Source organism: Xanthomonas cannabis (assembly GCF_040616535.1).
Taxonomy (GTDB): Bacteria; Pseudomonadota; Gammaproteobacteria; order Xanthomonadales; family Xanthomonadaceae; genus Xanthomonas; species Xanthomonas cannabis.
Genome location: NZ_CP136580.1, coordinates 3,917,561 through 3,937,082, shown reverse-complemented (window position 1 = coordinate 3,937,082; position 19,522 = coordinate 3,917,561). Strand labels below are relative to the sequence as shown.

General features: G+C 66.6%; 14 protein-coding genes and 1 pseudogene. 9 read left to right on the top strand and 6 right to left on the bottom strand.

What is annotated here, in order from left to right; all coding sequences use genetic code 11:
- The first annotated feature begins 358 nt into the window (after positions 1 to 358).
- The 5 genes from RZV17_RS16555 (at position 359) to fghA (ending at position 7,249) form a co-directional block, all read left to right on the top strand.
- Positions 359 to 3,982, top strand: a complete 3,624-nt coding sequence (locus RZV17_RS16555) for a PAS domain S-box protein (protein ID WP_355605070.1) — start codon at positions 359 to 361, stop codon at positions 3,980 to 3,982.
- A gap of 284 nt (positions 3,983 to 4,266) precedes the next feature.
- Positions 4,267 to 4,542, top strand: coding sequence for a metal/formaldehyde-sensitive transcriptional repressor (locus tag RZV17_RS16550; protein WP_039411209.1), 276 nt, complete (start codon positions 4,267 to 4,269; stop codon positions 4,540 to 4,542).
- 63 nt (positions 4,543 to 4,605) lie between these two features.
- Entirely contained in the window at positions 4,606 to 5,715 is a 1,110-nt protein-coding gene (locus RZV17_RS16545) for an S-(hydroxymethyl)glutathione dehydrogenase/class III alcohol dehydrogenase (protein WP_039411211.1), read from the top strand.
- Between the two features lie 69 nt (positions 5,716 to 5,784).
- Positions 5,785 to 6,360: an S-(hydroxymethyl)glutathione synthase gene (gene gfa / locus RZV17_RS16540; protein WP_047695008.1), complete on the top strand. Its 576-nt coding sequence runs from the start codon at positions 5,785 to 5,787 to the stop codon at positions 6,358 to 6,360.
- Positions 6,361 to 6,418: 58 nt separating this feature from the next.
- The gene (gene fghA / locus RZV17_RS16535) at positions 6,419 to 7,249 is read left to right on the top strand and encodes an S-formylglutathione hydrolase (RefSeq protein ID WP_355605068.1); all 831 of its coding nucleotides are present in this window, start codon (positions 6,419 to 6,421) and stop codon (positions 7,247 to 7,249) included.
- A 434-nt stretch (positions 7,250 to 7,683) separates the two neighbouring features.
- On the opposite strand, the gene RZV17_RS16530 is transcribed toward fghA, so the two are convergent.
- Entirely contained in the window at positions 7,684 to 9,093 is a 1,410-nt protein-coding gene (locus tag RZV17_RS16530) for a PLP-dependent aminotransferase family protein (RefSeq protein WP_355605065.1), read from the bottom strand.
- Positions 9,094 to 9,275: 182 nt separating this feature from the next.
- On the opposite strand from RZV17_RS16530, the pseudogene RZV17_RS16525 reads away from it, so the two are divergent.
- Positions 9,276 to 9,476, top strand: a pseudogene (locus RZV17_RS16525) (PhzF family phenazine biosynthesis protein); the annotation flags it as partial.
- Positions 9,473 to 10,393 (top strand): DMT family transporter, encoded by a 921-nt coding sequence (locus RZV17_RS16520; protein ID WP_355605062.1) that lies wholly within the window; start codon positions 9,473 to 9,475, stop codon positions 10,391 to 10,393. The pseudogene RZV17_RS16525 and the gene RZV17_RS16520, both read left to right, overlap by 4 nt.
- Before the next feature lie 39 nt (positions 10,394 to 10,432).
- On the opposite strand, the gene RZV17_RS16515 is transcribed toward RZV17_RS16520, so the two are convergent.
- Both RZV17_RS16515 and RZV17_RS16510 read right to left on the bottom strand, forming a co-directional pair.
- Positions 10,433 to 10,771 (bottom strand): hypothetical protein, encoded by a 339-nt coding sequence (locus tag RZV17_RS16515; protein WP_039411215.1) that lies wholly within the window; start codon positions 10,769 to 10,771, stop codon positions 10,433 to 10,435.
- A gap of 86 nt (positions 10,772 to 10,857) precedes the next feature.
- On the bottom strand, positions 10,858 to 11,802 hold the full coding sequence (locus RZV17_RS16510; RefSeq protein WP_104581767.1) for a DegV family protein: 945 nt from the start codon (positions 11,800 to 11,802) through the stop codon (positions 10,858 to 10,860).
- A gap of 472 nt (positions 11,803 to 12,274) precedes the next feature.
- Here RZV17_RS16510 and RZV17_RS16505 point away from each other — a divergent pair, with 472 nt between their 5' ends.
- The gene (locus tag RZV17_RS16505; RefSeq protein ID WP_047694982.1) at positions 12,275 to 13,090 is read left to right on the top strand and encodes a cellulase; all 816 of its coding nucleotides are present in this window, start codon (positions 12,275 to 12,277) and stop codon (positions 13,088 to 13,090) included.
- 371 nt (positions 13,091 to 13,461) lie between these two features.
- Complete coding sequence (locus tag RZV17_RS16500; RefSeq protein ID WP_355605058.1) at positions 13,462 to 14,253, top strand: cellulase; 792 nt, start codon at positions 13,462 to 13,464, stop codon at positions 14,251 to 14,253.
- Between the two features lie 315 nt (positions 14,254 to 14,568).
- On the opposite strand, the gene RZV17_RS16495 is transcribed toward RZV17_RS16500, so the two are convergent.
- The 3 genes from RZV17_RS16495 to RZV17_RS16485 all read right to left on the bottom strand — a co-directional run bounded on the left by RZV17_RS16495 (position 14,569) and on the right by RZV17_RS16485 (position 19,448).
- Positions 14,569 to 16,170 (bottom strand): rhamnogalacturonan lyase B N-terminal domain-containing protein, encoded by a 1,602-nt coding sequence (locus tag RZV17_RS16495; RefSeq protein WP_355605055.1) that lies wholly within the window; start codon positions 16,168 to 16,170, stop codon positions 14,569 to 14,571.
- 600 nt (positions 16,171 to 16,770) lie between these two features.
- On the bottom strand, positions 16,771 to 18,051 hold the full coding sequence (locus RZV17_RS16490; RefSeq protein WP_355605052.1) for an amidohydrolase family protein: 1,281 nt from the start codon (positions 18,049 to 18,051) through the stop codon (positions 16,771 to 16,773).
- The gene (locus tag RZV17_RS16485; protein WP_355605050.1) at positions 18,048 to 19,448 is read right to left on the bottom strand and encodes an amidohydrolase; all 1,401 of its coding nucleotides are present in this window, start codon (positions 19,446 to 19,448) and stop codon (positions 18,048 to 18,050) included. The genes RZV17_RS16490 and RZV17_RS16485 overlap by 4 nt, the downstream gene beginning before the upstream one ends.
- Between the last annotated feature and the right edge of the window lie 74 nt (positions 19,449 to 19,522).

Genomic DNA, 19,522 nt, shown 5'->3' with positions numbered 1-19,522 from the left:
CGCCTGCGTGTGCCGAGGTGCCATCGATCGGTGTGCGCATGTGCGTGAGGTGCTTCCACCTCTCCGCCAGATTGCGGGCCGGCTGATCCCTATCAGCATCTGACTGCATCGCAACGCCTGCGGCCGGCGGCAAGCGGACGTTGCCGTAGGTGCGCCTTGCGTGATGTATCGCCAAGCGCCGGTGGATTGGGGTGCCCGGACTACGCTGATCGAGAACGCGCTACGGCTGCGGTCATCGTGCAGCGCCTGGTCCGTGTCGAGCACGCTGCTGACAACCTCTTCGCTGTTGATCGCGCATTGTGGTTGCCAAGGATTGCGAGTGATCGATCATGGCTCCTGCAGGAAAGATCCCGTCACAATGAAGAGTCCCTCCGGGCCACAGGTCGAGAGTGAGGTGGCCTTGCGCGACGAGCTGGAGGGCATGCGCCAGCTGCATGCGTTGCAGGTCGGCCTGGCGGCGCAAGCGGACGCGCGCGCCGCGTTGAGCGAGATCACTGCGCTTGCCTGCGCATTCGCGCGCACCGCCTGTGGCTGCGTGCAGCTGGTCGATGCGCACAGCAGCGAGATGGAGTTGCGCGTCTATCAAGGACACGACGAAAATAGCCCGTTCGTGCAGCATTTCCTGAAGGACGGGTTTCAGGCGACCTGCCAGGCCATTCGCCGCGAACGCCGGCAACTGGTGATCGAAGATATCGAAGCGTTCGCGCCGCTCAAGCACACGCCGGACTACGACGCAGCGCTGTGCAGCGGCATCCGTGCCGCCCAGTTCACGCCGTTGTTCAGTCGCGACGGCACGCTGCTGGGCTTGCTCGGAACGCAGTTCAGCGTCCCGTATCGTCCCGCCGATCATGAGCTACGGCTATTGGAACTGCTGGCATGGACGGCGGCCGATTTCATCGAGCGCTACCGGTCCGAGCGCGCGCTGCGCGCCAGCGAATCGCGATTGCTGGCCTTGTCTGCAGCAAGCTCCGAGGTGCATTACCGGGTGAGCCCGGACTGGAGCGAGATGTGCGCGCTGGGCAGTGCGGACGCGTTCGCGGGGGCGGTTGATCCGGACCGGCGCTGGATCACCGACTACATCCCCGAGGAGGATCGTGCGCAGGTACGCGATCGCATCGATGCAGGCATCCAGGGCAGGAGCGCGATCATGCTCGAGCACCGTGTACGCCGCAGCGATGGCAGCGTCGCGTGGATGTCGACCAAGGCCGTGCCGGTGATGGAGGCCGATGGCCGCATCCGCGAATGGTTCGTGGCGGGTGTCGATGTCACCGCCCGCAAGCAGGCCGATGAGCAGCTGCGCGCCAGCCGGGCGCGGCTGGCCTATGTGCTCGATCAGGTCCCCATCGGCGTGGGATTGTTCGATACCGCCGGCATCTTCACGTACAGGAATCCGCGTCTGCACAGCCAGCTCGGTGACCGGATTCCGTCGCGCGACGACGTGCATGGTGGGCACTGGAAGGGCTTCGACCAGCAGGGCTGCCCGGTGGCAAGCGAAGACTTTCCAGGCGCGCTGGCCTTGCGTGGGGTGGACTCCGCCTTGCCGGTGGACTTCGTGCATGTCGGGGGCGACAGCGAGCGCTGGCTGCGCGTCACCGCCGTGGCGCTGCGCGATGGCGACAAGGTGACCGGCGGGATGATCGTGGTGCAGGACGTGACCGAGCAGCGACAGGTGCAGGCAGCGCTATGGCAGCTTGCCGAACGCAACCGCGACATCCTGGAAAGCATTTCCGATGCGTTCTACGGCGTGGATGCGCATTGGCGTTTCACCTACGTCAATCGGCAGGCCGAAGCGGTGTGGGCACGCACGCGTACAGCGTTGCTCGGCAAGGTGCTGTGGGACCAATTCCCGGAGATGGTGGGCTCGCCAACGCACCGCGCGCACCTGCAGGCAGCGCAGAGCGGCCGCATGATGCGCCTGGATGCCGCATCGCCGGTGCCCGGTCACTGGGTCGACATCAGCATCTATCCCACCGGCGACGGCGGCCTGTCGGTGTATTTCCGCGACATCACCGATCGCAAGCATGCCGAGCAGCAACTGCGTACCAGCGAGGAACGCTTCCGCACCGCACTGACCATCGAAACGGTGGGGGCCACGTACTTCGACATGGACGGCCGCCTGATCGATGCCAACGATGCGTTCCTCAAGATGACCGGCTACAGCCGCGCCGAGGTCGAGGCGGGCGGGCTGACCTGGCAGAACCTGACGCCGGCGGCGGCGAGCGCGTTGTCGGCGCATGCCTTCCACGAGCTCAAGACCAAGGGCAGTGCCACGCCGTACGAGCGCGAATATCGGCGTAAGGACGGCAGCCTGCGTTGGGCCTTGTTCGCCTCCAAGCTGCTGCCCGACGGGACCGGATTCGAGTTCGTACTGGATATCACCGACCGCAAGGCCACCGAGGCGGCGCTGCGCGAAGTGCAGGGCCGCAACGCCTTCCTGCTGAAGCTCTCCGATGCGCTGCGGTCGCTGTCCGATCCGGCGGCGATCCAGAGCAAGGCGGTGTGCCTGCTCGGCGAACACATGAACGCCGGGTGCGCCTATTACGTGGACGTGGACGGCGATGGCGGGCGCCCGCTCGTCGCGCGCCACTGGCATCAACCGGGCCAGGCCAGCCAGGCGCACGGCACGGTGCTGACTGCCTGGCCGCTGTCCTGGCTGAGCGAGCCGGGCACCTGGGTGGTGCGCGACACCCGCACCGGGGGCGCGCTGCCCGACGACCAGCGCGTGGCGGCCGGTGGCAACGAGATCGGTGCGCTGATCGCGGTGCCGTTGATCAAGCAGGGGCAGCTGGTGGCCGCGCTCGTGGTCAATCAGCGCAACGCGCGCGACTGGACGGTGGCCGAGGTGCGGCTGGTGGAAGAGACCGCAGCACGCACCTGGGAGGCCCTGGAGCGTGCACGTGCGCAGGGTGCATTGCGGGACAGCGAGGAGCGTCACCGGGTGATCCTGGAGAGCGCGCTGGACTATGCCATCTTCACCGTCGACCCCGGCGGGCGGATCCAGACCTGGCCACCCGGCGCCGAAGCGGTGTTCGGCTGGAGCGCCGAGGAAGCGGTAGGGCAGGACATGGCGATGACCTTTGTGGCCGAAGACCGGCTGGCGGAGGTGCCGCAGCACGAGCTCGAGCAGGCGCGCCGTAGCGGCGTGGCCCCGAACATCCGCTGGCATCAATGCAAGGACGGAAGCCGGGTGTTCATCGAAGGTGCCACGCGCCCGTTGCGCGATGGCAACGATAAGCCGCTGGGCTATCTCAAGATCGGCCAGGACGTGACCCGGCGACGGCAGTGGGAAGATCGCCAGCAGGTATTGCTGGCCGAGCTGCAGCACCGCACGCGCAACCTGATGGGCGTGGTGCGCGTGGTCTTCAACCGCACCCGGCGCAGCAGCAAGGGCATCGCCGAGCTGGCACTGGTCTACAACGACCGTCTGGATGCGCTGGCGCGCGTGCAGAGCCTGTTGTCACGCTTGAACGACGGCGACCGCATCCTGTTCGACGAGTTGCTGCGGGTCGAACTATCGGCGATGGGCGCAATCGATGCGCAGGGGCGCGGTGAGCGGGTCGTGCTGGAGGGGCCGCGTGGAGTGCGGCTGCGCTCCAGTACCGTGCAGACCTTTGCGCTGGCCCTGCATGAGCTGGCCACCAATGCCAACAAATACGGCGCGCTGGCGCAGCCTGGCGGGCACCTGCTGGTGCGCTGGCGGCTGCATCACACCGACGACGGCATGCGCCTGCGCATCGAATGGCGCGAATCCGGCGTGGACATGCCGGCACCGGGGGCCGCCCCGCAGGGGTCCGGCTACGGCCGCGAACTGATCGAGCGCGCGCTGCCGTATCAGCTGCAGGCCGAGACCACGTATGTGCTTGGCCCCGATGGCGTGCGTTGCACGATCGCGCTGCCGGTCTCGGAAAGCATGCGGCTGGCAGCCGACGGCAACACGCCACCTGCCGCCGGCGACGAAGGACGTGCTGCCGGCAATGCGTAGCGCACGCGGGTGCCGCGGCCCGACGCACGCTGCCGTGGTCCCGTCGGGATCGCGCCTGTCGTACGCAGGTCTGCGGCGCAGGACGTCGCGCGATGGCATGCGGCAACGCAACAGTCCACCGACGCAGGCGGGTTCAGCCTGGCACGCGACAACCGTCCCGTGCTGACCTGAAACCATCGCGGCAGCACCGAAAACCGTCTGCGCGCCTAACGCACCCAGCGGCGGCATCGCTTTTCTGCTGGAAATGCCTATACTGCCCCCCAGTATTTTGGCTGGGGGTCGGCATGCCGCATTCGCCGCTGGAAAAGAAGCGCGCCCTGGCGCGGGTGCGCCGCTTGCGCGGGCAGTGCGACGCGCTTGAGCGGGCGCTGGAGTCGGGCGCAGACTGCGCCCCGGTGTTGCAGCAGATCGCTGCGATCCGCGGGGCCGTCAACGGGCTGATGTCGCAGGTGCTTGAAGCGCATATCCGCGAGGACTTCGGGCATGCCGCCGCATCCGATGCGCAACGCGCCGAACGGGTGCAGGACCTGCTGGGTCTGGTCCGGTCCTACCTCAAATAAATCTCCCACCGGGCCGGCGCTTGCCGGTTCCGTCCTTGAACATCTCGTCAGGAGCGCTACCCCATGAAATCCCGTGCAGCAGTCGCATTCGGACCCGGCAAACCGCTGGAAATCGTCGAAATCGACGTCGCACCGCCGAAAGCCGGCGAAGTGCTGGTCCGCATCACCCACACCGGCGTATGCCACACCGATGCCTTCACCCTGTCTGGCGACGATCCGGAAGGCATCTTTCCCTCGGTGCTGGGGCATGAAGGCGGCGGCATCGTCGAGCAGGTGGGCGAAGGCGTCACCAGCGTCAAGGTCGGCGACCACGTCATCCCGCTGTACACGGCCGAATGCCGCAAGTGCAAGTTCTGTCTGTCCGGCAAGACCAACCTGTGCCAGGCCGTGCGCGCCACCCAGGGCAAGGGCCTGATGCCCGATGGCACCACGCGCTTCTCCTACAACGGCGAGCCGATCTATCACTACATGGGCTGCAGCACCTTCAGCGAATACACCGTGGTGCCGGAAATCTCGCTGGCCGTGGTCAACCCCGACGCGCCGCTGGAAAAGGTCTGCCTGCTTGGCTGCGGAGTCACCACCGGCATCGGCGCGGTGCACAACACCGCCAAGGTCAAGCCGGGCGAGAGCGTGGCGGTGTTCGGCCTGGGCGGCATCGGGCTGGCGGTGATCCAGGGTGCGGTGCAGGCCAAGGCCGGGCGCATCATTGCCATCGACACCAACCCGGGCAAGTTCGATCTGGCGCGCAGCATGGGCGCCACCGATTGCATCAACCCCAAGGACTACGACAAGCCGATCCAGGAGGTCATCGTCGAGCTGACCGATGGCGGCGTGGACTTCAGCTTCGAATGCATCGGCAACGTCAACGTGATGCGTTCGGCGCTGGAGTGCTGCCACAAGGGCTGGGGCGAGAGCGTCATCATCGGCGTGGCCGGTGCCGGCCAGGAAATCAGCACCCGTCCGTTCCAGCTGGTCACCGGCCGGGTGTGGCGCGGTTCCGCATTTGGTGGCGTCAAGGGACGCACGCAGTTGCCGGGCATGGTGGAGCAGTCGATGAAGGGCGAGATCGATCTCGATCCGTTCATCACCCACACCATGCCGCTGGAAGAGATCAACGAGGCCTTCGACCTGATGCATGAAGGCAAGTCGATCCGCACCGTGATTCATTTCTGACCAGACGGCCAGGAGCGGCGCGCGGCCGCCTCCGCGCACGTGGTACCCGAGACTCCCGGGAGGGACATGATGACAAACGTGTCGATTCATCCTTCGGTAGATGGTGGTGTTGCGCGTGGAGGTGCGGAGGGCTTTCAGGGGGGAACCCTTGAATGCCACTGCGCGACCGACAAGGTGACCGTGGAGGTGGCCGCGCAGACCGCGCACAACCACGCCTGCGGTTGCAGTAAGTGCTGGAAGCCTGCGGGCGCGAAATTTTCGGTGGTGGCGGTGGCGCCGCGCGACAAGGTCACGGTGACCGCGCATCCCGAAAAGCTGAAGATCGTCGATGAAAGCGCGACGATCCAGCGCCACGCATGCACCGGATGCGGTGTGCATCTGTATGGCCGCATCGAGAACAAGGACCATGCGTTCTACGGTCTGGATTTCGTGCACACTGAGTTGTCGAAGCAACAGGGCTGGTCGGCACCGGGCTTTGCGGCCTTCGTGTCGTCGATCATCGAAACCGGCACGCCGCCGGAGCAGATGGACGGCGTGCGCGCGCGGCTGACCGAGTTGGGGCTGACCCCGTACGACTGCCTGTCGCCGGGATTGATGGACGCGCTGTCGACCCAGGTTGCGCGCCAGAAAGGCCTGCTGCATTGATTGTCCAACCCTGCGGCCGGTGCACCGGCAGCAGGGTTTCTCTTCGTAAGGAATCTTCATGGAACGTATCGAACACCGCGCCTGCTTCGGCGGCTGGCAGTACGTGTATCGCCATCAGTCGCAGACCTTGAGCTGCAGCATGCAGGTGGGCGTCTATCTGCCGCCGCAGGCTGCCGATGGCCCGTTGCCGGTGTTGTACTGGCTGAGCGGGCTGACCTGCACCGAACAGAATTTCATCAGCAAGGCCGGCGCGCAGCGCTACGCGGCCGAGCATGGCGTGATCCTGGTTGCGCCCGACACCAGCCCGCGCGGCGACGATGTGGCCGACGCGGACGGCTACGACATCGGCAAGGGCGCCGGTTTCTACGTCGATGCCACCGAGCAGCCCTGGGCCGCGCACTACCGCATGTACGACTATGTGGTGAACGAATTGCCCGCGCTGATCGAAGCCAACGTCGCCACCACCGGCGCGCGCGCGATCAGCGGCCACTCGATGGGCGGGCACGGCGCGCTGACCATTGCGTTGAAGAACCCGGGCCGCTATCGCAGCGTATCGGCGTTTTCGCCGATCGTCGCACCGAGCCTGGTGCCGTGGGGCGAGAAGGCGTTTGCGCAGTACCTGGGCGACGATCGCGCGACGTGGAAGGCCTACGACGCCACTGCGCTGATCGTGCAGGCGCAGGAACGGTTGCCGCTGTTGATCGACCAGGGCGATGCAGACGAATTCCTTCAGAACCAACTGAAGACCGCGCTGTTCGAAGATGCCGCCAACGCGGCTGGCTATCCGGTCACTGTGCGGATGCAGCCAGGCTATGACCATAGCTATTACTTCATCGCCAGCTTTATCGGCGAGCACATCGCGCATCATGCGGCGGCGCTGCGCGGGTGATGGGGTGCGGTTGCGGGCGGTCGAGGATGTGATTGGGCGGGGCGGGATGGCGCGGGATGGCGCGGCACGGCAAAGTGGCAGACATCCCGCAGTCCCCAGGTTGCACCGATGGTGGCAACGCACACGAGCGCAGACCGCAAGTGATCCCTTCTCCCTTCGGGAGAAGGTGCCCCGAAGGGGCGGATGAGGGCACGGGCGAAGCCGCATGCGGTTGAACGTAGCGAGGGCTTCGCCACGTACCCTCACCCCAACCCCTCTCCCGGCGGGAGAGGGACTCGCTACTTCGCTGAACATTAGTGGCGCGTTGGTGCGGGTATCGTCGTCACCCAACACCAACAGCCAACAGCCAACACCCAACACCAACACCAACACCAACACCAACACCAACACCAACACCAACACCAACACCAAACCAAGCTGATGCCTGCAACGCGCTAGCGCGCCACCTGGGCTGCCAGCTTCCCCAATCGACGCATTGCGCGTTCCAGCGTCTCGCTCCATGGCTGGCCGCAGGTCAGGCGGATGTGATCCGCGTAGTCGCCGCGGCTGGAGTACAGATGGCCGGGCGAGGTGCCGATGCCTTCGGCCAGTGCGGCCTCGAACAATGCTTGGCCGCTTCCACCCTCGGGCAATTGCAGCCACAGCGATAGACCGCCAGCCGGGTCGCCGATGCGTGTGCCATCGGGCCAATGCCGCACGACCGCATCGCGCAGACGTTGGCCGTTGTCGGCCAGGGTGCGGCGCAGCTTGCGCAGATGCCGTTCCAGGTCGTGCTGCGCAAGATAATCGGCCAAGGCCAGTTGCGGCAGGCTGGCGCTGCCCACGGTGGAAAAATACTTGGCGCGCACCAGGGCCTCGGTCCAGTCGCCACCGAGCAACCAGCCCACGCGCAAGCCGGGCGCCAGCACCTTGGAAAACGACCCGCAGGTGATCACATTGGCATGGGTGTCGAAGTGGCGTAGCGGGCGCGGTCGCTGGCCCGACCAATCCAGCTCGCCGTAGATATCGTCCTCGATCACCACGGTGCCATGGCGGGCGCAGCTGTCGAGCAGTGCGCGCTTTGCGCTGTCGGACGTCAGGCTGCCGTTGGGATTGTTGAAGTTGGGCACCAGCACCGCCGCGCGCACCGGCGTGCGTTGCAGCAGCGCGTCCAGGCGCGCGACATCGATGCCCTGGCCTGCGCGGTTGGGCACCTCCAGTACCTTTAGCCGCAAGGCGGCCACCGCCTGCAGGATGCCGTGATAAGTGGGCGTCTCCACCAGCACCACGTCGCCCGGTGCGGTGAGCGTGCGCAAGGCCAGGCTGATGGCTTCCATCGCACCGGCAGTGATCACGACTTCTTCCGCAGCCACGGTGGTTGCGCAGTGTGCATAACGCTGTGCGATCTGCCGCCGCAGTGCGGCATGGCCTTGTGGCGGTGCGTAGTCCAGTGCGGCGGTACGTTGGCGACGCAACTGACGCGAGAACGCTGCCGCCAACTGTGCAGCCGGCAACAGCGCCGGCGCGGGAGTGGCGGTATGCAATGGCACCAGGTCGGTACGCGCCAGGGTGTCGAGTACGCGCTGCAAGGCCGGGTTGTCCACCATGCCGGGTTTACGCCGACGCGTTGCGGGTACCGATACGGGCGATGCAGAGGCGGTGGTGCGCACGAAGTAACCGGAGCGCGGCCGCGCCTGCACGCGCCCTTCGCGTTCCAGCTGCAGGCAGGCCTGCACTGCCGTTGCCGTGCTGATGCCGTGGGTGGCGGCCAATTGCCGGATCGAGGGCAGACGCTCGCCGGCACGCAGGGTGCCGCCTTCGATCTGCTGTCGCAGCTGCATGGCGAGCGATTCATACAGAAGCATGTGCCGGTGCCTTTCATCTGTATTGGTCAATTTGCAGCGTATCTGAATCTGTCATGGTCGTGTGATGCATTGCAGACTCGCTGTGCCCGGTGAATGCGCCAGGTGTGTTCTCTTCCGTGAGGTTGGTCGTGCTGCTTCCAGTGTCTATCGTCGATGCGTTCATTGCGGCGCTTCAAGCGCAATCCTGCGGTAGCGAAGATCCGGTGACCGGGTCGATCCATGCCGCGCTGGCGCCGCTATGGGCGGGCAGGCTGGGCAAGACGCAGTTGACCGCACTGCAGGCATCTGCGCGCGCCGGCGAACGTGCATGCCTGGTGGAGCCGCGGCATGTGTCTGTGCGCGGCAGCGCTGTGCAGTCTCTGCAGGGAACGATTGCGCTATGAGCATCGCCTTGCCTGTTCAAGCGACATCCGTCGGCACTGCGCGACGTGCGATCTGGCAATTGCTGGTGGCCGAGGTGTTGATCGGGTCGGTGGGCGTATTCGTGCACGAAAGCGGGCAGGATCCGGTGACGGCGGTGTTCTACCGCTGCCTGTTTGGCGCGCTGTTTCTCACCATCTGCGGCCTGATCGGCGGACAGTTGCGTGGGGTGTGGCGCGACCGCACGCTGCTGCGCGATGCCGTCATCAGTGGCGTGCTGCTGGTGCTGAACTGGGTGGCCTTGTTCGCCGGCATGGCGCGCTCGTCGATCGGCGTGGCGACGATGGTCTACCACGTGTTTCCGTTCGTGATGTTGCTGCTGGCGGCGCTGCTGCAGGGCGAGCGCACCCGCCGCGCCGACCTGGGCTGGACGCTGCTGGCGTTTGTGGGCGTTGCGTGTTCGGCCAATCCGGCGCGGCTGTGGCAGGCTGCCGACCGCGGCTATCTGCTCGGGATTGCGCTGACCCTGCTGGCCGCGCTGCTGTGCGGCGCCTCATTGCTGATGTCGCGCCGCATCAGCCGTGAGCGGCCGTTGGCGGTGGTGACGGTGCAGTGCTGGGTCGGCACGTTCCTGCTGGCGGGGTTTTCCAGCAGCAGCGCGTTGCATCCCGGCCTGCACTGGGTCTGGCTGGTGGGGCTGGGCGTGATCCACAGCGGCATCGTGTACGTGCTGTTCTATTCGTCGTACCGGCATCTGCAGGTGGCCACGATCGCGGTGCTGGCGTTCGTGTATCCATTGGTCACGCTGCTGCTGGACTACCTGCTGTACGGCCACGCCCTGGTGCCGGTGCAGTGGCTGGGCCTGGCACTGATCGTGCTGGGCACGCTGGCGGTCAATCTGAAATGGCACTGGCCACGTCGTGCCTCGACACAGGCGTGACCGTACGCCGCCACGCGTCCCGCATGGCGGCGCACACCGTCAACGCACGTCGCGCATCTGCCAGTGCGACCCGGCCAGGGCCTGCATGCGCTGCTTGAACAGGTCGCCGGGAATGCTGGTGGTCGCAACCAGATCGATGCGCAGGTCCTGCTGCTTGCCGGTGACCGTGGCGGCCGGGTCGGTGATGCCCAGGCTCGGGTCCACCTCGTCCGGGTCGGCCTGCAGCTGGCGCCAGCGATCGAACCACGCCGGATCGCGCAGGGCGGCCTGCAACTGCTCGGCAAACGCCTCGGCGCCGTTGGCGGTGAAGCTCACCGAGGGCGCGCTGCCGCGGGCGAGCTTGGGGTCGGGCAGGCTGATCGAGTAGCTGACAGGCATGGACACGCTCCGTTGAATGACGGCGGCACACTAGCCGAGGACGGGTGAGAACGCCGTCGAAGGCCAGGCGCCGCCAGGCACGTGCCTCAGGCGGAAAAACCATGCGGCTGGGCCGCGAAGGCCACCGCCAGCGCGCCCTTGCCGACGTTGACCATGCCGGTCAGGCTCATCACGCTTTCGAACAGTTCCACGCCGTGGCTCTGGCAGGCGCTCTGCAGCGCCGCGTAGCCGGGCAGGGCATGCAGCTCGGCCAGCTCGCCGCCATAGCCCACGCACACGGTCGGGGTCATCAGGCCGTCGCGGATCTTGCGGACGGTGAAGCCAAACAATTTGTCGGCCGATGGCTCGAAGCCCTTGAGCTTGGCCACCGGCTCGGTGACGCCGCGGTACGCGCGCAGCACCGGCTTGATATCCAGCGCGCTGCCCAGCGCCGCACCGATCAGGCCCACGCTGCGGTCGCCCTTGGTGCGCGCCCGCGCACGCAGGTAGTAGAGATCGCGCGGGATCATATAGCCGTAGGTGTGCTCGGCCAGCTGTTCCAGGCGGGTGCGGATCGCCGCCACGCCCTGGCCCTGCTCGCGCAGGCGCACGGCCTCCACCGCGGTGATGCCCTGGCCGGCAAACAGGTTGAGCGTGTCGATCACGCGCAGCGCAAACGGCGAGCCGTGGCCGGCGGCCTGTCGGATCGGCTTGTAGTCGTTGAGAATCGCAAAGCTGGCCTGCATCGCGTTGTCGAAGATCTGGCTGCGCAGCTTGGAGATGGTCAGGCAGAACACGTGGTCGTAGTCGATGACCAACCGCTGCAGAAACAGGTCGCGGATCTGGTTGACCGAAAACGGCGTGGTTTCGGCCTCGTGGCCGCGCTCGGCCACATGCGCCTGCAGAAAGCTCAGCGTGGCCTCTTCATCGCGGTGATCGGCCAGCACCGCCTCGCCGATGCGCACGCTGATCGGCAGCACGATGACGTTGTTGCGTTGAAGAAATTCCTGCGGCAGGTCGCACGCACTATCCACCACGATTCCGATGCGCATCGTCGCCCCCTCCGGCTGTTGCGTCGTCTGTACTGCGAACGCTATCGCAAAACCGCCGCCGCGCGTAGACCCGTTGGCGCGCCGCGTGCCGGCAGGCGGCTCGCGCGCCTTCAGCCGCGCCTGCCGGCCCCTTGCATGCCCATTGTCCGGCAGCCCGGGCCGCGCTGCGGTGGCAGCGCACCCGTCGGCGGTGCCTTGCCTGCCATGCCGCCCTGCAGCATTCCCCCTCGCGGGTGTGCCCAGGTGCCTGAGCGATACATGTCGCCACCGCCGCGAGATGGCAGCGAACTGCGGACCAGGACACGCTTGGCTTGCCAGGTAGCGCCCGCTATCGCGCTTGGCCGCTCCGGCCTGCCGGAATCGCTATAGCTCCTCTCACAGCACCGCTGCTAGGGTCGATCACGACCGCTGCAGGGCGGGTCTCGGTGGCGCCGCACTGGCGCCGCCGCGCCGATACACAATGGAGACAGAGATGCAGACCACCCCATCCAACACCCTCACGCAGGCCGCGCCCAAGGCGACCACCACACGGCGGCGCGCATCGCGCTGGTGGAAGGCGGCACTGGCCCTTGGCCTGGTGGCGCTCGCCCCCGTGGCCCTGGCCGGCCCGTACAAGATCTTTGGCAACCACTACGCGTGGGTCAACAACTTCAACGACCCCAACAACATCATCCAGGGCACCTTTGGCACCGGCAGCACGCCGGAGTTGACCGTCACCTTCAACTTTGCCGACTACAACCTCTACGGCTACCCGGCCATCGTGCGCGGCTGGCATTACGACTGGAATCCGACCACCGACAAGCTGTTCCCCAAGCAGATCTCGTCGATCAGCTCGCTGCCGTTCAAGTTCAACTACAGCGCCGGCGGCAGCAATCTGGCCGGTGACTTCGCCTACGACATCTTCTTCCGCTGGGATACCGCCAAGGGCAATCCGCAGCTGGAAGTGATGATCTGGGGCGACCACAACTCCTGGCCGATCGGCACCGTCACTGCGACCAAGGTGATCACCGCCGGTGGCCGCACCTTCGATCTGTGGGAAGGCTTCAACTCCGGTGCCGGCTATTACGTCTACACCTTCATCCCGACCGGCACCGCCGGCCAGCCCACGCTCAAGACCAGCGGCAGCCTCAATATCGACGCCAAGCCGTTCCTGACCTGGCTGCAGAACAACCGCTCCAAGGATGGCCGATACAACAACAGCATGTATCTGCATGCGGCCGAGGCGGGCTTTGAAGTGGTGCGTGGCAATGGCTGGGCCAAGGTCAGCGCCACGATGGATGCCAAGTAACGCGATGGGCTGAGGTGCGCGTGGGCCGCCAGTGCGGCGGCCTGCGTGCGCGCTGCCTGTTCGCGTGTGCATCTCGCGTGTGCATCGCCGGCAGCTGCGTGGGGCACCACCTGCTCGCAGCTTCGCCGGGCATGAGGTGCATCACGCCAATGAGGTGGCCGTCTGCGCCGCGCCTGTCATGCAGGTGGCGCGCATCGGAGGAGGCCACGGTGATCGGTCCGCATGGATGGCCGTGTCTGCGCCCCGTCAGTGCGTGGACATCCGCTGCGTGACGCCGTCCGTTGCGCTGGTGGATGACGCAATGGTCGTGTGTCCGTCGCCTGGCGTCCTGCCAAGTGCCGGGCGTCCCCATCCCTCATCGGAGCTCACCCATGCATCTGCACGACGCTGTTCGTTTGCCCACCCGTTTGCGCCTGTTACCGCGCACCGCGGCATTGGCGTTGGCACTGCTCGCCGCCGGCGCCAGTGCCTATACCGGCGAGACCAGGGTCTACGGCACGCAGTACGCGTACAACAATAATTTCAACGACAGCAACAACAACATCAAGGGAACGTTCGGCTCCGGCAGTACGCCGAGCCTGACCGTGTCCTACAACCTGCCCAGCGGGCAGTTGTATGGCTACCCCGCGATCTGTCGCGGCTGGCACTACACGATGAACCCGACCACCGACAGCTACTTTCCGCATCAGGTGTCCAAGATCGGCAGCCTGAGCGGCGCGCTGGCCTTCACCACCAACGGCAGCGGGCAGACCGGCGATTTTGCCTACGACCTGTTCTTTCGCAAGGACGCCAGCAAGGGCAACCCGCAGCTGGAAGTGATGATCTGGGGCGCCAACAATTCGTATCCGATCGGCACCGTGACCACCGCCAATGCCATCACTTCCGGCGGCGTCACCTACGATCTGTGGGAAGGCAACAACCCGGCTGCCGGCTATTACGTGTACACCTTCATTCCGCACGGCACGGCCGGCAACAGCAATCCACTGCCGGCCAAGGGCAACGTCAATGTAGACGTCAAGGCATTCCTCACACGCTTGCAGGCCCTGCGGGGCGGCGATGGCCGCTACAGCAGCGATCTGTATCTGCAGGTGGTGGAAGGCGGCTTCGAGGTCACCGGCGGGATGGGCACGGTGTCGCTCAGCGGGTCGATTGCGGCCAAGTAAGCGCAGCGATTGGCGCGTGGCCAGGCGGCGTTGGTCAGCGCAACGGTGCGCAGTTGGCGTGTACCGGTTGCACGCCAACGTCGGTAGTGCGGGCATGAAGAACGGCTGCGGCATCTTGGCAGGGGTGTCGGCGCCGTGCCATGCATCGCGCGATGACGCGCGGTGCATGGCGTGCCGTGGTGCTGCAGTGGCTTGCAACACGTAGCCAGCAGCCATGGGGCTGCTGCGCAGACGTTGCCGTGCAGGAAACACTGCACGGCCAGTCCGTGCACCGGCAGCGTGCACCTGGCGATTACCTAGTCGTGTTCACCGTTGTTACATCGCCACCAGCTGGATGCTGTCGAACACGACGGCCGGGCTGAGGAACCCATTATCCGGCGATCCGGAGGCAAGCCCGATCTCGATGCGGTTGCTTCCGGCCTGCAGCGCCGACGCGGGGATGTCCACCTCATACAGCGTGTTGTTGCCGCGTGTGGTGCCACGGGTGATGCCGCGCGTCTTGGGCTGGTTGGGAGCGGCGGGCACCGGGCCGTTCCAGCGGGCATTCACGCTGATCTGCGGGCGTGCGCTGACCTGGGCCAACGGCACGAAGATGCGCAGGCGATAGCCGCGCACCTCGCTGGAGGCCAGGGCGAAGTCGATGCGGGTGGGGGTGTTGATGCTGCGCCACTGCACCGCCGGAAAACTGCTCATGCTGCTGGCGCCCACGGTGTAGGTCAGCGGTGACCAGCTCATGCGCCGGTCGGACGGGTGCGCGCGCGGCAGCAAGTCGGCATGTCGAAATCCGGCCGGGGTGCCGTCGGGCACGCCGATCTGCCACTTCACCGTTCCTGGCGCTGTTACCGCCTGCAACGCGGCCTGCGCCGTGGCATTGGCAAACACTTCGACATCGCGCTGCGCCACCTCCAGCTCGTTCTGGTACAGCGTCATGCGATAGCGCCCCGGGCGCACGCCGGCAATCTGGTAGTCACCGCTGCCATTGGCTCTGGCCCAGTACTGCGCCTGCTCGTTGCGCAGCCCGATCACGGCCGGCTGCCCGGAGAGCACGCCGCCGACGCGGCCGCTCACCGCACCCCGCCCGTCAGCGGCCAGATAGCCGTTCAAGCCCAGCGTGGCATCGACGAAGTCGGTGCTCAGCTGCGCGCTCGATGGCGCGCCGCCATCGGTGAACAACAGGCCGTAGACACCATGCAGGCCGCCGCGGAAGGCCTCGGTCTGGGTATGGTCGGAATACATGTAGTTGTAGAGCTCATGGGTCACGCGGGTTTTCTGCGTGGCGATGTCCTTGAAGAACGGCCCGCCGGAACTGCGTTCGCGGTTGCCCATCAGCATGAATACCGCAACGCCGGAGCCGCTGACACCATGCACCTGGTCGTCGAGCATGCGCCGCGCCGAATAGAATTTGGAGCTGGTGCGGCCGTCCGGCAGCAGGAAGACATCTTCGCCTTCGATCGCCGTGCCGACGCTGGAATCAGGTTCCTGCTGGGCAGTCGGCAACTTGGACACATTCAGGCGCGCGATGAAGCGCAGTTCGCCCACCGGCAGCAAGGTCGGCGCATAGGTGGCCATGTAGATCGCATTGCGGCCCTTGCGCACGATGTAGTAATGAACCAGATCGCCGGCCTTGGCCGATACCACGATTGCCCCGCCCACCACGCGCGCGTCCACGCTGGCACTGCCCAGCCCGGAGGCGATGTGCGATCCCTTCGATTCGGTGGTCTGCAGCTCGTTGTCGCGGTAGCGCATCGACACGATGTCGCCATTGTTGGCATTGACCGAAAACACCAGCTCGGCGCCGCTGTCCACCACCACGTGGTCGCCGCTGCGGGTGAATCCGAATGCCGCCATGGCCGGGGCGCTGACGCCGGCGTACAGGCACAACGCGCATGCCAGCATGCGCAGGGTCGGGCAGAACATGTGGGTCTCCATGGCGACGTGAGGCGGCAAGCCGGATGCCGATGCGCGATGCTAGGCGGGCTGGACCACGACGGCGAGCGCGCAAGCAGCAGAGCGTGCGGCGCGTTCAAACTTCAGCAATGAACCTAAGCGCCGGTCACGCTTCGGCTGCGACCGGCAGACGTATGGCGTGCGCAGCACCTGCTTCCTGCGTCGATCTGCGTCGCGATGTGGCTGGCTTGGCGCAGCACGTCGCAATCGAGCCAACGTCATCCGCCGGCCCGAACCAGCGGGTTCGCGTTCGTGCAGCAACGGCGCCCGCAGCTGGCACCTGCCAGGGCACGAAGGCTGCCGGGTAGTGCCAGCCGCCAAACCGGCAACAGGCGATAAGCCCGATGGCTGCATCACTGCGACGAAGGCCGCCGGCGGCACGCGGCGAGACGCCACGACAGCGCAGCGTCCATGTCTGCCAGTCCACCACCCACCCACGTGCATCAGCAGGTCGTGCAGGGTGGCGGTGTTGCCGAGCGCGCTACTACGGGCGGCGCTGCCAAGGCCGCTGCATGTGCGGGCTGCGGTGCGGCGCCTTGCGGCGTACGCATCAGCGCACGCCGCACGCACTCACTTCAGGTACGCACGTGGCAGCTGCCCGGCCTGCTGCAGGTAGCGGTCGCGCAGTTCGCTCTGGCGCGAGCGCATCGGCATCTCGCGCCCGCCCAGCCAGACCTGCTCGGCGTAATGGGCGACATCCAGCGGGTCGCCTTCCCACAGCACCAGGTCGGCCTGCTTGCCCACGGCAATGCTGCCGATGCGATCGCCCACCCCGAAGATCTCCGCAGGCACGCGGGTCAGGCCGGCCAGCCCCGATTCCCACGGCAAGCCATTGGCCACCGCGTTGCCGGCCAGCTGACGCAGCTTGCGGGCGTTGTGCGAGGCGTCGCCGCTTTGGCTGAAGCTGACCTCCACACCGGCCGCGCGCAGGCGTGCGGCGTTTTCCAGCGTTGCGCCGATCTGGTCGAAGGTTGCCGGCAAATCCGCCAGCGCGTTCACCAGCACCGGGACCCTGGCCTGCGCCAGTTGCGGGGCCAGCTTCCACGCCTCGGCGCCGCCGGCGATGGCAATGCGCACCTTCTCGCGTTGCGCCCAGCGCAGCAGCTGACGGATGTCGGCGGCACGTTCGACCTGCACCACGATGCGGCCTTGCCCGGCCAGATACCGGGCCAGCACGCTGCGCCCCATCGGCGTCAGCAATGCATGCGGCGACTCGGCGGGCACGCGGCCGCGTGCTTCGGCCACCAGTTGATCCAGCAGCATCCATTGCGCGGCACGCGAGCTGCCGGTGAGGTCGGACGCCGCTGCACCGATGCGGATGAACAACGCATGCGGGCCCACCGGGTCCGGGCTGCCATCCAGCCGCACGATGCCGCCCTGGCCGGCGATGAAGGCGCCGCTGGTGGTTGCGCCCAGCGCCGTGAAGCCGATGCCTTCCACGCGCGCCACCGGCACCAGCACCGAGTCGGGGTTGTAGGCCAGGGTGACGTCGAACTCCGGGCGCATCGGTTGCTCGGCCAGCTTGACGCCGCTGTCCACGGTGCTGTCTTCGCCGGAGACTTCTTCGATGCCGATCTCGGTAATGCCGCCGAACAAGGCCGGCGTCAGCGGGCGGCCCTTGGCCTCGATCACGCGACCATCGGCCGGCGCGGCCAGGTTGCTGCCGATCGCGCGGATCACGCCGCCCTGCACCAGCACGTCGGTGTGCTGCAGCGTGCCCTGCGCGGTGGCGGTGTGCACGGTGGCATCGCGGATCAGCACCTGCTGTGCCAACGCCGGCAACGCCAGCGCGGCCAGCACCAGCGCCGACAGGGCACGCAGTTGCGGGCGTGTCAGGATGCGGCGGCTCATCGTGCCACCTCCTGGCCCAGCATGAAGTCCGACACCGGCTGCAACGCGCGTTGATGCCGGTCGTAAACCTGCGCGCCGTCGATATACACCTGTTCGGCCAATGCGTAGGAACTGAAGGGGTTGCCATTCCACACCACCACATCGCCCATCTTGCCCGGCTCCAGCGCGCCGGTCTGCTGCTCGATGCCCAACGCCTTGGCGGCGTTGCTGGTGAGCCAGCGGATCGCGCGCTCGGGCGCAATCTCCATGCCGCTGCGGCGCGCAGTGGCGATCACCTTGGCGGCCTCCTGATTCAGGCGCTGGATGCCTTCTTCCGAATCCGAATGCACGATGGCGCAGCTGTTGGCAGGCCGGTCGACCATGGCGATGTTCTCCTGGATGCCGTCGAAGGCTTCCATCTTGAAGCCCCACCAATCGGCCCATAGCGCGCCGCAGACGTTTTCCTGCGCCAGCCGGTCGGCCAGCTTGTAGGCCTCCACGCCATGATGGAAGGCGGCGATGTGGAAGCCGAATTCCTTGGACAGGTCCAGCATGGTGGTCATTTCGTCGGCGCGGTAGCAGTGGATGTGCACGCGGATGTCGCCGTTGATGGCGCCGGCCAGCGTATCGAGCTTGAGATCACGCTTGCCGCCGGCATCGCCGCTGCTGTCGTTGTCGCCACCACTGCTCCACCAGTGACGCTTCTTGGCGGGTTTCTTCTTCGGTGCGTTCTTCTGCAGGTACTCGGCCGCATCGATGAACGCAGCGCGGTACCCGGCGACATTGCCCATGCGCGTACCGGGGCCGCCCTTTTCGCCGTAGACGCGTTTGGGGTTTTCGCCGCAGGCCATCTTCAGGCCCCACGGTGCGCCGGGGAACTTCATGCCCTGATAGGTTGTGGAGGCGACGTTCTTCAGCGTGACGCCGCGCCCGCCGATCAGGTTGGCCGAGCCTGGCAGGATCTGCAGCGAGGTGATGCCGCCGGCCAGCGCGGTGCCAAAGCCCGGGTCCTGCGGCCAGATCGAATGCTCGGCCCACACATTGGGCGTCACCGGTGCGGTCATCTCGTTGCCGTCGCTATGCGCGCTGACGCCCGGGCTGGGGTACACGCCCAGATGCGAGTGCACATCGATGATGCCGGGCGTCACCCACTTGCCGGTGCCGTCGATGCGGCGTGCATCGGCCGGTGCCTCGAGTGCGCGGCCGACGGCGGCCACCTTGCCGTCGCGCAGCAGCACGTCGGCATCGTCCAGCCGCTCGCCGGTGCCGGTGAGCACCGTGGCGTGCTGGATCAGCACCGGACCGGACGCGAGCGCGCGGTAGGTGCTGGGGTAAGGGTCTTGCACGAACCGCGATGCCGCAGACGCAGGCCCGCACAGCAGCGCCGCGCCAAGGGCGGCGAACAGGATGGAACGCATGGATTTCCCCGGTGACACGAAAGCACAGGCCGCAAAACTAGCTGCCAGCGCCGTGCTTGCCAAGTGCTGGAGGT